Origin of the sequence: Nocardia sp. NPDC059195 (genome assembly GCF_042754695.1) — a bacterium.
In the GTDB taxonomy this organism is placed as follows: domain Bacteria; phylum Actinomycetota; class Actinomycetes; order Mycobacteriales; family Mycobacteriaceae; genus Nocardia.
In genome coordinates this window covers 390,572-403,911 of record NZ_JBHZBG010000002.1, presented here as the reverse complement: position 1 = coordinate 403,911, position 13,340 = coordinate 390,572, and the positions used below count along the sequence as shown (strand labels likewise).

10 protein-coding genes and 1 tRNA gene are annotated in these 13,340 nt (G+C 64.6%); all 11 read left to right on the top strand.

Features of this window, described 5'->3' with window-relative positions; all coding sequences use genetic code 11:
- The first annotated feature begins 682 nt into the window (after nt 1–682).
- The 11 genes from ACFXKN_RS04350 (at nt 683) to ACFXKN_RS04300 (ending at nt 13,339) form a co-directional block, all read left to right on the top strand.
- Nucleotides 683–1,765 carry a transcriptional regulator gene (locus ACFXKN_RS04350; RefSeq protein ID WP_379432366.1) on the top strand — a complete coding sequence of 361 codons (1,083 nt, stop codon included), beginning with the start codon at nt 683–685 and terminating at the stop codon, nt 1,763–1,765.
- A gap of 52 nt (nt 1,766–1,817) precedes the next feature.
- The gene (locus ACFXKN_RS04345; protein WP_379432365.1) at nt 1,818–2,294 is read left to right on the top strand and encodes a hypothetical protein; all 477 of its coding nucleotides are present in this window, start codon (nt 1,818–1,820) and stop codon (nt 2,292–2,294) included.
- 19 nt (nt 2,295–2,313) lie between these two features.
- Nucleotides 2,314–3,705, top strand: a complete 1,392-nt coding sequence (locus ACFXKN_RS04340; protein WP_379432364.1) for a cytochrome P450 — start codon at nt 2,314–2,316, stop codon at nt 3,703–3,705.
- 76 nt (nt 3,706–3,781) lie between these two features.
- The gene (locus tag ACFXKN_RS04335; protein WP_379432363.1) at nt 3,782–5,371 is read left to right on the top strand and encodes an aldehyde dehydrogenase family protein; all 1,590 of its coding nucleotides are present in this window, start codon (nt 3,782–3,784) and stop codon (nt 5,369–5,371) included.
- Between the two features lie 62 nt (nt 5,372–5,433).
- Complete coding sequence (locus tag ACFXKN_RS04330; RefSeq protein ID WP_379432362.1) at nt 5,434–6,561, top strand: acyl-CoA dehydrogenase family protein; 1,128 nt, start codon at nt 5,434–5,436, stop codon at nt 6,559–6,561.
- A 12-nt stretch (nt 6,562–6,573) separates the two neighbouring features.
- Nucleotides 6,574–7,884, top strand: a complete 1,311-nt coding sequence (locus ACFXKN_RS04325) for an aspartate aminotransferase family protein (RefSeq protein ID WP_379432361.1) — start codon at nt 6,574–6,576, stop codon at nt 7,882–7,884.
- A gap of 13 nt (nt 7,885–7,897) precedes the next feature.
- Entirely contained in the window at nt 7,898–8,350 is a 453-nt protein-coding gene (locus ACFXKN_RS04320; RefSeq protein WP_379432360.1) for a type II toxin-antitoxin system RatA family toxin, read from the top strand.
- Nucleotides 8,351–8,396: 46 nt separating this feature from the next.
- A complete protein-coding gene (locus tag ACFXKN_RS04315; protein ID WP_379432359.1) occupies nt 8,397–11,270 on the top strand; it encodes a type I polyketide synthase in 2,874 nt (957 codons plus the stop codon).
- Nucleotides 11,267–12,262, top strand: a complete 996-nt coding sequence (locus ACFXKN_RS04310) for a bifunctional lysylphosphatidylglycerol flippase/synthetase MprF (protein WP_379432358.1) — start codon at nt 11,267–11,269, stop codon at nt 12,260–12,262. Before ACFXKN_RS04315 ends, ACFXKN_RS04310 begins: the two co-directional genes overlap by 4 nt.
- A gap of 9 nt (nt 12,263–12,271) precedes the next feature.
- Nucleotides 12,272–12,356: transfer RNA gene (locus ACFXKN_RS04305), tRNA-Arg, on the top strand.
- Between the two features lie 41 nt (nt 12,357–12,397).
- Nucleotides 12,398–13,339, top strand: coding sequence for a diacylglycerol/lipid kinase family protein (locus ACFXKN_RS04300; RefSeq protein WP_379432357.1), 942 nt, complete (start codon nt 12,398–12,400; stop codon nt 13,337–13,339).
- Nucleotide 13,340: the final 1 nt, after the last annotated feature.

Below are 13,340 nucleotides of genomic sequence, written 5' to 3'. Positions count from 1 at the left end.
TGTGAGCCGTTGCGTGGTCTTCGCCGTCAACCGACCCATCTCGATCGGCGAGCAGGCTCCGCAACCTGCCCCTAACGAGCTATAGACGACCTAACTGAACGGTCCCGCCGCGCAAGCCGGCGCCGCCGCTCCAGATGCCGACGGAATGTCCAGATCGCGCTGTGGGCTTCTTTGCGTCGCGAGCCGACCCGACACCCCGATGGTCCCGGTCGCCAACATGGTTTCACCCAACATGAAAGGGGCTCACTGCCGCGATCCGGTCAGTTGAGCGGTTTCGAACCGTTGCCTCGCCTGCAGACTGCGCGAGCGTACATCCGGTGACAAACATCACTTTTGAATCTCAGTGTCCGGCGGGCTACGCCTCCGCTCGAAACGTGCGTCCAGTTCGGCGCGTCGAGTCGGGGGACGCGGAAGTCTACGGCAAGTATCTGGCATCGGCCCGAATCTGCGACGGAAGGGTTGCTGGGGTTTCGTATGTACGAGAGATTTGATTAGCTATTAACTAATTTTGCCTGAAATCAATCAAGGGATTCAATCAGCTCGAGTTTCAGACGTCTTCGCGGGCTGCGATGTGGTATTTTCGATTGGCAGACAGAGTTGACCGAAGGCCTCGGCTGCAGATTTATGTGCTCGTCAGCACATAGGCGAAGGGGAGGAATTTGTTAGTGATGGGGAGGGAATTGTGAGCAATCCGACCAGTGCTGGCCCATTGCCGGAGCGCAACGATTTCGCGACGGCTGTCGTCCGAGAATACCTGCCGAATTCGACCGTGTTGGAAATTGCGATATCCGACGTATCACTGCCGGACTCGCCTCTGCGGGCAGCGGGGGTGAGCGCGAGTCACGTTCGCATGCTGACCGAATCGGCCGCGAAATTTCCGCCGATCGTGGTCCATCGGCCCACGATGCAGGTCATCGATGGTTGGCACCGTCTACGGGCCGCCGAGCAGCGCGGCGATTCGAAGGTCGCTGCGGTGTTCTTCGACGGGAGTCCGGCGGAGGTGTTCGTGCTTGCGGTGAAGCTCAATGGCGCGCATGGATTGCCGCTGTCGCTTGCCGACAGAAAAGCCGCCGCGCTCCGCATTCTGACGATGCATCCCAGCTGGTCCGATCGCTCGATCGCCGCTCTCGTCGGGATCTCGCACAAGACCGTGGGCGCGATCCGGGAACGGTCGGCTGGGGAAATTCCCCAGCCGACCAGTCGGATGGCGAGCAACGGCGTGATGCACCAGGTCGACGGCCGGCAGCGACGTCAGCATGCCGCGGAGCTGTTCAGCGCGGATCCCGGCGCCTCGGCGCGGAAGATCGCTCGCGCGGCAGGGATCTCGGTGACGACGGCCAAGGACGTGCGAAAGCAACTGAAGCGTGCAGGTGGTTCGGGAGTGGGCCGCAGCGGTGCTGGGGGTTCGGCAGGGATCGCGGAACTCGGTGATCGGTTGGTTCCGCCCGTCGTTCCCGGTGCTGGCGCGCCGACACCCTCGACCGAGGAACTGGCGCGTCAACTGCGCAAGGATCCGTCCCTGCGCTTCACCGAGGTCGGCCGGAAACTTCTGCACTGGCTGGAGTTCCCGCTCGACGATGTCGATGATTGGGATTCCGTCATCAGCAACATTCCGAGTCATTGTCTTCCGCGTGTCGCCGCGCTCGCCAGGCGCCGTGCGCAAGATTGGGAGCAGCTAACCACCGCGCTCGACAGATATACACAGACTCGGAGATGTGTGGCTGATCCGCCGCAGGTATTTGACACGCCGGTAAAGCTGTCTTAGCGTGTGACGACAGTAATTCTGGAGCAGATTCGGCGCATTTCTTGGGGGGCACGTGGACACGAAGAATTGGTTCTTTACGCGAGCGACCAAGAATCATGCCCGGGCAGAATATTTGCTCGCAATGGCTTGCCTAATCGTGGCCCTCGTATATCATTATTCTGAGGTAAACTGGATCGCTGCGGTGGTTCTTTACCAATACATCGACACCGTGGGGCTGTATCCCGGTGCGATCGCGCTCCGGAGAAGCGAGTCCGGGCAGATTAGCAAGATCTACTACGTTCTGTACAACGTGTGTCACAGCGCGGTGGTGCAAGGCATCCTGATTATCGCGCTATGGCTGATATTCGGCTGGCGCTGGGAATTCCTCGCCGTTCCGATACACCTGTGCGCGGATCGCGGATTACTCAACAACTTTCCGAAACCTTTCGGTTTTCCGTTCAATCCGGTCGAACTTCCCGCCTTCGTGGAGCTGAGAGAGCGATACGAGCGGGAATCGCGGGGTGTTCCCGCCGAATATACCCAGGCCTGAGATCTATCGAGGTGGTGAGATGACTGTTCGGACACATTTGTCGCGAGTCCACTCTATTCCGCATCCCCGCTGGCGGGTGCCCGTCCTGGGCGACCTGACCACTATGAATCTGACCACACCCACGCAGGCGACGATGGCCCTGGGCCGCCAGCTGGGCCCGGTCTTCGAGCGCAAGCTGCTGGGGCTGCGCTTCGTGTTCGTCTACGGCGCCGACATCGTCGCCGAACTCTCCGACGAATCACGGTTCGCGAAGAAGGAGCTCCCGTTCCTGCGCGGAATCGGGGGCGACGGATTGTTCACCGCTCTCAATGAGGAACCGAATTGGCGCCGGGCGCACAATTTGCTGCGTCCGGCGTTCACCCAGGCCGCGATGCGGAAGTACCACCGGACGATGCTCGAAGTCAACTCCGAACTGATCGACCGGTGGGACCGCTGCGTCGGCGGGAAAACCATCGACGTGTCGGGCGATATGACCAGGTTGACGCTGGAGACCATCGGCCGCACCGGATTCAGCTATTCCTTCGACGCGTTGCGGCGGGAAGAACCGCACCCGTTCGTCACCGCCATGATCGACTCGCTGTTCTATGCCCCCATCCGCACGATGCTGTCCCTGCCGGTGGTCGGCGACACGATGATGCGTCGTTTCGACGAGAAGGAGCAGGCGCGTCGCGACTACATGTTCGGCGTCGTGGACAACGTAGTCAACGAACGCCTCGCCAGCGGCACCACTGAGCACGACGACCTGCTCGAGCTGATGATGCGCGCCGCCCGCGAGGACGATCCGAACAAGCTGGATGAGCGCAATATCCGCTACCAGATCGTCACCTTCCTGGTCGCTGGTCATGAAACGACCTCTGGTGCACTATCTTTCGCGCTCTACTACCTATCGCAAAACCCAGAAGCACAGGCACGGGCACGCGCCGAGATCGAGGAAGTATGGGGGCGCTCCGACACCGTCTCGTTCGAGCAGGTTACGAAACTTCGCTACTTGCGCCGGGTGATCGACGAGTCGCTGCGGCTCTGGCCGACCGCGCCCGTCTACTCCCGGCAAGCCCGGCACGACACCGTCGTCGGCGGCCGCTATCGAATGGCCGCGGGCGACAGCATGACCGTCCTCATCCCGCTGCTGCACCGCGACCCGCTGTGGGGTCCGGACACGGAGCGATTCGACCCTGATCGCTTCTCCCCCGAGGTGGCGCGCGCCAGGGCACCACACATCTACAAGCCGTTCGGCACGGGTGAACGAGGCTGCATCGGACGGCAATTCGCGATCCACGAGTCGATTCTCGTACTCGGCTCGATTCTGCGGCGGTACGACATCGCCGCCGACCCCGGCTACACATTGCGTGTCGCCGAACGACTCACTTTTATGCCCAAGGACTTTCGCCTGCGACTGCGGCGGCGGAACTGATCTCCGAGTCCGGCGCTGAACCCCGCCGGACTCAAACAATCGGATTCCCTTCGGGATCCGCGGGGAGGAAATACGTATGCTGAGCTATCCGGCATTGATCGGCGGGATCGACGCAGACCACACGCAATGGATCCACACCATTCGGGCGAGCGCGCTGCTGCGCGACGAAATGTCCGCGCTCCGGCTCAAGCGCCGGCTCGACAGGGGATCGATCGAGACCACCGACGACTCACGGATCGTCGGCCGCGTCGGAGTCTGCGATCGGGACCAGATAGCGGAGGCCGGTGCGGCGGCCGCTCGGGCGCAACCGGGCTGGGTGGCCATGGGGATGGAGACCAGACTGGAATTCGCACGGCGAGTGGGCAAGGTGATCCACGACAACGCCGACCGGTTCGTCGAGATCCTCACGGCGGAAGGGCATCCCAAGCGGCTCGCGGAGTGGGAAGTCTCTGCAGCCGTCAGCATGACCAACGACGAGAGTCTCGATCTGTACCGCAGTCAGATGCGGCAGACCTCGCGAATCGCCGGCCGGGAGATCCACCTCGTGCGCAAGCCCGACGGTGTGGTGTGTGTCCATCCACCGTACAACGCTCCCACCGCCAACTCGATCGTGTCACTGGGCGCGCTGATCGTCGGAAACACGATCGTAGTCAAGGCCCCGCGCAGTTCCGCATTCGGCACGGCGTGGTTCTGGCGCGAGCTCGTGGCGCCGACGCTCGACGACATGGGTGCTCCCGCCGGCACGATCAATTTGATCTGCGCGGCCCCCAACGAGGCCCTCGAGATCTGGCTCGATAGCGACCACGTCGATGACCTGATGTTCTTCGGCGACTCCGAGCGCGGCATCGAGATCGGGCGCCGCTGGTCGGCGCGCGGAAAAAAGGCCGTGCTGGAACTCGGCGGAAACGACGGGGTGCTGGTGTGGCGCGACGCCGACGCCGACCTCGCCGCCCGGGCCCTCGCCGAATGCTTCTACGGTTCCGCGCAGGTGTGCATCGTGCCGAAATACGCAATCGTGCATCCGGATATCGCGCCTGCGGTAATTGCCCGGCTGGTGGAGCTCGCCCGGGATATCCGCCCGGGCTATCCCGAGGACGACGACGCCCTGCTCTCGCCGGTGCTCAAGGCCGAGGAATTCACCACGGTGCTCGCCGACGCGCTCGCGCACGGCGCCGAATTGATCTGCGGCGGGAACAGACTGGAGGTGACCGGAGAAGTCAGCGAATTCGGATACTTCGTCGAACCGACGGTCGTCACCGTGCCAGGCCTCGAGGTGGCGGAGCGTCTCGACGCGGTACGCCAGGAGACCTTCTTCCCGTTGCTGCCGATCATCGTGCCCACCTCGGACTCGGACGCTCGCCTGCTGAGCGACTGCATCGACTTCATCAACACCAACCCCTACGGCCTGCGGAACTCTTTGTGGGCGGGCGACAGGGACGTGATCGCCGCGTTCTGCGAACGGGTGCACAACGGAGGCCTGCTCAAGGTCAACGACAGCCACATCGGATTCGTGGTCGGGCTGCCCAGCCAGGGCGGCGCCGGGCTCTCCGGCGGACCCTACGGCGAGGGAAACTTCCCCATCCTCAGGACTTCCCGGCTCCAGGGCATCAGCGTCGCGTCTGATGTCGTTCCGCGCGAAGCGATCTTCGACTCGAGTGTGTCATGAGCCACGCCGACCGGCACGCGACCGAACTGATATCGGCTGCCGCGATGAAGGAGCGATGACCCGTGATTCTCGACGACGATGCCCGCCAGACAGCCGAGAAACTGGCGCCGGGACTGCTCGCGGACCTCGGTGCGCATCCCCTGCTGGAACTCGAGGAGAACCCGAAGATCGGGTTCGACGCGCTGCGCCGGGCGAAGGCGCCGGGGCTGCTCGTTCCCGGCCTGCACGGCGGCAAGGGAGCGACCGCTGTCGAGGCCCTGCATCTGACGGTCGGGCTCGGCGCGGCGGCGCCGTCGCTCGCCGTCGCGGCCACGATGCACAACTTCACGGTCGCGTCGATGTGCGCCTTCGAGGGCAAATTCCACGGCATGGAATGGGTGATCCTGGACGCGATCGCCCACGAATCGCTGCTCGTGTCCAGCGCCGGCGCCGAGGGACGTTCCGGTGAGGGCCAGCTCACTCCGAAAACCACCGCGCACCGACGGGGCGACGAATGGATTCTCAACGGCTCGAAGAAGCCGTGCAGCCTAGCGTCGTCGATGGATCTGTTGTCGGCGAGCGTTCAGCTGATCGAACCGGACCGGCCGCCCCGGCTAGGAATGGTTCTAGTCCCAGCCAAGGCCGACGGGATCGAGGTGCGCCGCTTCTGGGACTCGCCCGTGCTGCGCGGCGCGGAGAGCGACGAGGTCGTCCTGACAGACGTCACCGTCCCGGATCAGATGGTGATGAAAATCGAAGAGGGCGACCGCATCTCGTTCAACGAGGTACAGAAGGTCGGCCTGACCTGGTTCACGCTGCTGGTATCCGGGACGTACCTGGGCATGGCGAGCATCCTGGCGGGCATGATGTTCCAGCACAGCAAGGGCTCGGCCCACATCCGCGCGGAGACGGCGGGCGAACTCCGGGCAGGACTACTGGCGCTGGAGCGTGTGGCGACGACGCTGGACGGACCGCCGAAGCCGCGCATGCTGCTAGACGCGCTGGTCGTGCGGTACGCGCTGCAGAACTCGGTGCAGCGATGCGTCGCGCGGACCATCGAGGTGCTCGGCGGCATGGCGTTCATCAAGGATCCCGTCGTCAGCTATCTCGGCTCGGCGACACAGGCCCTGGCCTTCCATCCACCGACGCGCAATTCGATGGGAGACGCGGTGGAGGGGGCGTTCCGGGGCAATGAGCTACGGGTCATATAGCAGGGGAGAGGCGTGACAATCGTGAACCACATCGCAGATCAGGACGACATACTCGACCTCTGCTCCCGCCATCTCGGGCGCCGGCTCGCCGGCATCTCGCGGCTGCTCGGCGGGAAGGTCGAGTCCGAATCCCACGGCGCGCGGCTGACCACCACGGACGGCAGCTCCTACGTCAACTGCGCGGGATCGGGCGTCTTCCTACTCGGGGCGCGCAACGAGATCGTGGTCGACGCGGTCATCGATCAGATCCGGCGGCATCCGTTGTCGGCCCGCACGCTGATCGACGACGTCAGCCCGCGAGCGGCCGCTGCCCTGGCCGGGATATGCCCGGACGGAATCGACAAAGTCCATTTCGTGAGCTCCGGCACCGAGGCGACCGAGGCGGCGATCAAACTGGCCCGAGCCAACGGATTCCCCCGCCTCATTTCCACAATGAACGGCTATCACGGCAAGACCATGGGCGCGCTCAGCGTCACGGCGCGTGCGATGTACCAGGACCCGTTCCGGCCGCTCGTCCCCGATGTCGTCGAGGTTCCCTACGACGACCTCGACGCGCTCCGACGCGTGCTGTCGGATGGTGTGCCATCCTGTTTCATCGTCGAGCCCGTGCAGGGCGAGGGCGGGGTCGTGGTCCCGAGCGAGGGTTATCTGCCCGGAGTGTCGGCGCTCTGCGATGAGTTCGGCGCATTCCTGGTCATCGACGAGATCCAGACCGGCCTCGGCCGGGTCGGAAAGCTTTGGGGTATCGACGATCTGGGCGTCGAGCCGGATGTGCTGTTGGTCGGGAAGATCCTCTCCGGCGGTGTCGTGCCGGTCTCGGCGATCGCCTGTACGTCGAAGGCGTACGCGCCGTTCGAGAAGGATCCCTTGCTGCACACCTCTACCTATAGCGGTGCGCCGATCGCGGCGGCCGCGGTCCTCGCCACGATTCGGGTGCTGGCGGAGCAGGAAGTCGTCGCGCGCTCCCGAACCATCGGCAATCGTCTGCTGTCGGCGTTCCGGGCGGCGTCCTCGGCCGCGCCAACGGGCACAGTGCGCGAGGTTCGCGGCCAGGGCCTGCTGATCGGTATCGAATTCACCGACCCTGGATTCGCTGGCGAGATGCTGCTCGGTCTCATCGAAAACGATGTGCTGGCAAACCACTCCATGAACAACTCCGCCGTCGTGCGATTCACGCCGCCGGCGATCATCTCCGAGGACGACCTGCGAATCGTCGAGTCGGCGGTGGCGCGCGCCTTCGCTGGAATTTCCACCGACGACGGCCTATCGGGTGCGAAGAGCGCTGGCCGAAACGACCGCGACTCGGCGACGACGATCGGCTGACGGGGAGAGCGACATGAAGAACGTACGCATCGAATTCCTGGTGAAAGGTTGTTCGCGCCAGGAGGTTTACGAGACGTTGAAGGATACCGAGGTGTATCGACACAACGCCCCGGACCGGGTCAAGCACGTGGAAACCGTGACCTCGCCCGACGGACGCGGGGCCGTCACGAATTGGGACGTGTACTTCCGTAACGGTCTGCTGAGCTGGTCCGAGCGTGATTTCTACGACGACGACAATTGCCTGCTGACGTTCGAGCAGATCGATGGGGACTTCGACACGTTCGAGGGCAGCTGGAGCACCCGCGCGGGAGAGGAAGCCAGCGACGTGCGGTTGCTGTTCGAGGCCACCTTCGATTTCGGCGTGCCCAGCCTGGAATCGATCGTCGCCCCGGTCGCAGGCCGGGTACTGACCCAGACGATGTCGAACATCGTGCTGAGGGTGTTCCCCGGCTCATCGATTCTCTGACGCGCCGGATTTCTTTGCTACATCGAATATTTGGGGTTGAACAGATATGACCACCGTGAGCCATGACTCCGAGTCAGTGGTGGACGCGCTCAGAAAGGCGCTGACCGAGCGCGAATCGTGGAAGCGTCGAGCGGAGCAGCTGGAACAGCGGGCGGCCGAACCCGTGGCGATCGTGGGTGTGGGCTGCCGTTTTCCAGGTGGGGTTTCCTCGCCTGAGGAGTTCTGGGATGTGGTGTCGGGCGAGCGGGACGTGATCTCGGAATTTCCCTCGGACAGATACTGGGACGTGGACAGCCTATTCGACCCGGTCCCGGGGATGCCGGGACGGTCGTACGTGCGTGAAGGTGGCTTCATTACACACGCGGGCGAATTCGATGCGGAATTCTTCGGGGTGAGTCCACGCGAGGCGACCGGGATGGATCCGCAGCAGCGACTGCTGCTGGAGGTGTCGTGGGAGGCACTGGAATCGGCGGGAGTCGATCCGCACTCGCTGCGGGGCACCGACGCCGGTGTCTACACCGGCCTGACCTATCAAGGCTACGGCGCGCAGGGCTTCAGCCAAACCGCCCATACCATGGGCGGTCTCCTCGCCACGGGCGGCACGGCGAGCGTGGCGTCCGGTCGCGTGGCGTATGTGCTGGGTCTGGAGGGACCCGCAGTGTCGGTGGACACGGCGTGTTCGTCGTCGCTGGTGGCGTTGCACCTGGCGGTACAAGGTCTGCGCGCGGGAGAGTGCTCGCTGGCGCTGGTGGGTGGCGTGACGGTGATGGCCACGCCCTCGGGGTTCATCGAATTCTCGCAGTTGCGCGCGCTGTCGGGGGATGCCCGGTGCAAGGCGTTCGGGGAGGATGCGGACGGGTTCGTGCCGTCGGAGGGGATCGGCGTCGTCGTGGCGGAACGGTTGTCGGACGCGATACGGTTGGGTCATCGGGTGTGGGGCGTGGTGCGTGGTTCCGCGGTGAATCAGGACGGCGCGAGCAATGGATTGTCCGCGCCGAGCGGTGTGGCACAGCAACGGGTCATCCACACGGCGCTGGCGAGAGCGGGAATCGCGCCCGGTGAGATCGACGTCGTCGAGGGGCAGGGCACGGGGACGCCGCTGGGGGATCAGATCGAGGCGAACGCACTGGTCGCGGCCTACGGCCGGGACCGCCCGGCGGATCGGCCACTGTGGCTGGGATCGGTGAAATCCAATGTCGGACATACACAATCGGCAGCAGGCGCGGCGGGCCTGATCAAGACCCTGCTGGCGTTGCGGCACGAGGTATTGCCCGCGACGCTGCACGCGGATCCGCCGTCCTCGGAGGTCGAGTGGTCCGGAAGTGGCGTGGAACTGCTCGCGTGGAGTCGGCCGTGGCCGCGTGGCGCCGACCGGGTGCGCCGCGCCGGGGTGTCGGCGTTCGGGATCAGCGGGACCAACGCCCATGTGATTATCGAAGAGGCCCCAAAGGATATCGCGGAGTGGCGCGAGTCGGCGGCGGTCGATCCGCCAGGCGCGGCTGTGCCGGTGGTCGGCGTGGTGCCGTGGGTGGTCTCGGGCCGGAGTGCGAAGGTCGTTGCGCGGCAGGCTGAACGGTTGGTGGCACGCGTGTCCGATGATTCGGAGCTTCGGCCGGTCGATGTCGGTGCGACGCTGGCCGGCCGGTCGGTGTTCGAGCATCGCGCGGTTGTCGTGAGTGCGGATAGGGCGGGCCTGCTGACGAGCTCCAGAGGCGTCGCCGAGGGAGTCGCCGGTCGTGAGGTGGTGGCTGGTCGAGCCAGGGTGGCGGGCGGGACCGTCCTGGTATTTCCAGGGAAGGGTTCGCAGTGGCCGGGGATGGGTGTGGCGCTGCTGGATTCCTCACCGGTGTTCGCCGAGTACATGAGCCGCTGCGAACACGTGCTGGCTCAACTCGTCGAGTGGCGGCTGACCGACGTGCTGCGAGGTGCGGAGGGCGCGCCGGAGTTGGATCGAGCGGATGTCGTTGAGCCGGTGCTCTTTTCGGTGCTGGTGTCGTTGGCGCGGCTGTGGGAGTCGTTGGGTGTCGTGCCGGACGGGGTGATCGGTCACTCGCAGGGTGAGATCGCCGCCGCGCACATCGCGGGCGCGCTGTCGCTCGACGACGCCCTGCGGATCCTCGTGCGGCAAACCGAAACAGACTCGGCGCGAACCAAAGCCGCGAGGTCGGCAGTCAACTTCTACTCCCGGGCCGCGGGCGGGCTGCTCGATACCGACGGTGTGCACGAGGAATACTGGCGCACGGCTCCGAGCGCGACAGCGGGCTTCGACGCCGCGGTGCACGCCGCATACGCCGACGGCGCACGCTGTTTCATCGAGGTCAGCCCTCGGCCGATCTTGACGGACGCCCTTGAAGAGATTCTCGGTGCCGCACAGGACCGAGAGCCGGTGTACGTCGGGGAGACATTGCGGCACGACGACGGCGGAGCCGACCGACTGTTGCTTTCCGCCGCCGGGGTGTTCTGCGTGGGCGGACACGTCGACTGGTCCCGATGCTTCACCGGCACACGGCGAGTGGATCTCCCGGCCTACGCGTTCGAGCGGCAGCGGTACTGGCTGGAGGCCCGCCCCGCGCCCGCCAACACCGGCCACCCACCGGCGTCGTTGTCCACTCTGCACCCCGAGTACGACATCGCTGAGAAGATCAAACGACTCGCGCCCGCCGACCGCTACGCCGCGCTCCTCGACATCATCTGCGACGAGATCAACGAGACGCTCCGCGGCAGCGGCCATGAACCGGTCACCGCCGAGACCGATTTCACGGACATCGGCCTCGACTCCGTCTCCGCGGCAGAACTCCGGAACGGACTGACCGCGATGACAGGACTGCGACTACCCACAGGCATCGTGATCCGGCACCCGACGCCGGCCGCGCTGACCAGATTTCTCCTCGAACTGTTGCTGAAGGAGTCGGCGGCATGACGATCGAACTCGTCACCGCCCCCGACAGTCGCGGAGTCGCGGCGCTGCGGAAATGGTCGCACAACCCCAGCGGATTCCTGGCACTCAATCAGGGGAACAAGCAATTCCAGGTGCCGGATATCGACGGGGCGATTTTCTACCGCGAGGTGGGGCGATATCTCATTCAGCTCGGCGGGCCATTCACCGAATCGACCGCGAAACCGGCGCTGCTCCAGGCATTTGTGGGCTTCGCCGAGAGCCACAAGAAACATCTCGCCGCCATGCAGCTGCTACCTGACGACGCGCTCGTTTACGCGGCTGGAGGCTATCATGTGAACCAGTTCGGATCCTCCTACGCCGTCGACCTGGACGGTTACACGCTGGGTGGCAAGAAATTCGTCAAACTCCGCAACAAGATATCGCGAGCAATCCGAGCTGGGCTCGAGATCCGCGAAGTGCAACATTTCGAAGTGCGGGCCTATATCGACGAGATCGACAGGAGGTGGCTCCGGCTCAAGGGGCGGTTCGCCCGCGAGATGGAATTCATGGTGGGCGAGGTCGGCGGCGAAGTACAAGACCTGCGAAGACTGTTCGTCGGAACGATCGGCCGCGAAGTTGTCGGATACGTGTCGTACTCTCCGGTGTACGGGGCGCAGAGCGGCTGGCTGCACGATCTGAGTAGACGGGTAGAAGTCGCCCCGCCGGGAACGATGGAGGCCATTAACTGGCATGCCGTCAAACAGTTCTCCGAGGAGGGCTGCGGTTTCCTGCATTTCGGAATGACGCCATTCACGGAAATGTCTGCGGACATCGTCGATACCCGGAATCGGACCCTGGCTTTTCTGCTCGACAAACTCTATGATCATGGCAGTTGGATTTATCCGGCGGAGACTCAGCTGCAATACAAGCTGAAATGGAATCCGGAGCTCATCATTCCGGATTATCTGGCATATCGAGGGCGACTGACACCTGGGAAGATCTCAGGTTTGCTTCGTGCCATCAATATGATCTGAACAATTAAGGGAGGGGTACCCAAAGTGGCCGATCGGGAGTCGACTCGTTCGATTGGGCTGCACGCCCACGCAGGTTCGAATCCTGCCCCCTCCGCAACCGGCCCCGGCGCCGCGCCGACCGCGCGGCGCACTCGGGTGGCCGCGATCACCAACGCGCTCGCGGGTGGCAGTCCCGCGGATATCGTCGCCGTCCTTCGCGAGCAGGACGGCGTCGTGCTCGACGAATCGATCACCCGATCCGCCGGTGACGCGGAGGTCCTGGCCCACGAGCTCGCCGCCGCCGGCGATGTGGACGTCATCGTGGCGATCGGCGGAGACGGCACCGCGGGCGAGGTAGCGCGCGGAATATACCGGGCTACAACACATTTGGAGGGCGGTCGCCCCGCGCTGCTCGTCGCGCCCGGCGGCACGGGAAACTCCAACTACCGCTGTCTGTGGGACGACGAGCCGTGGCCGCAGGTCGTCCGCGACGTCTTCTACACGGGCGACCACCTGCGCAAACATATGGACATGGCCCTGATCACGAGCCTGGGCACGCCTGCGCTGCTCGGCATCTCGGCGGGCCTGCTGCCGGAGGCGCTCACGGTCTCGCGCACCCTCCGGTCAGATGGGCGGGAGAAGCTGGCGGAGGCGGCGTTGCTGGCTTTGCGGTCCTACCGGGCCTACCCAGGCCGGGTGATTGTCGACGGAGAGCTGTTCGCGGAGACTGACATTCTCGCGGTGCTGATCGGCGGGAGCCGCTATCGCGGCGGATTCCTCGAACTGCTGCCGAGATCCGTCCTCGACGACGGTCTGCTCGACATCTGCGTCGTGAGCGCCACCATGTCGCGAGAGGACTTCGCGACCTCGTGCGTGAACGGCACCCTGGACACCGCCGCGGGCAGCAGCTACCGCACGGGAAAGAACGTGCGGATAGAACGCACCGATGGACACCCGCTGCAGATCGACCACGACGGCGAACTGGCCTCGACCGACGCGGCGTCGGTCGAGGTCGAGATATTGCCCTCGGCGATCGACGTTCTCGCGTCGCCGCGCACTCGAGTCTGGTCGGACCAGCGAATCGAAACGATCGGATGAA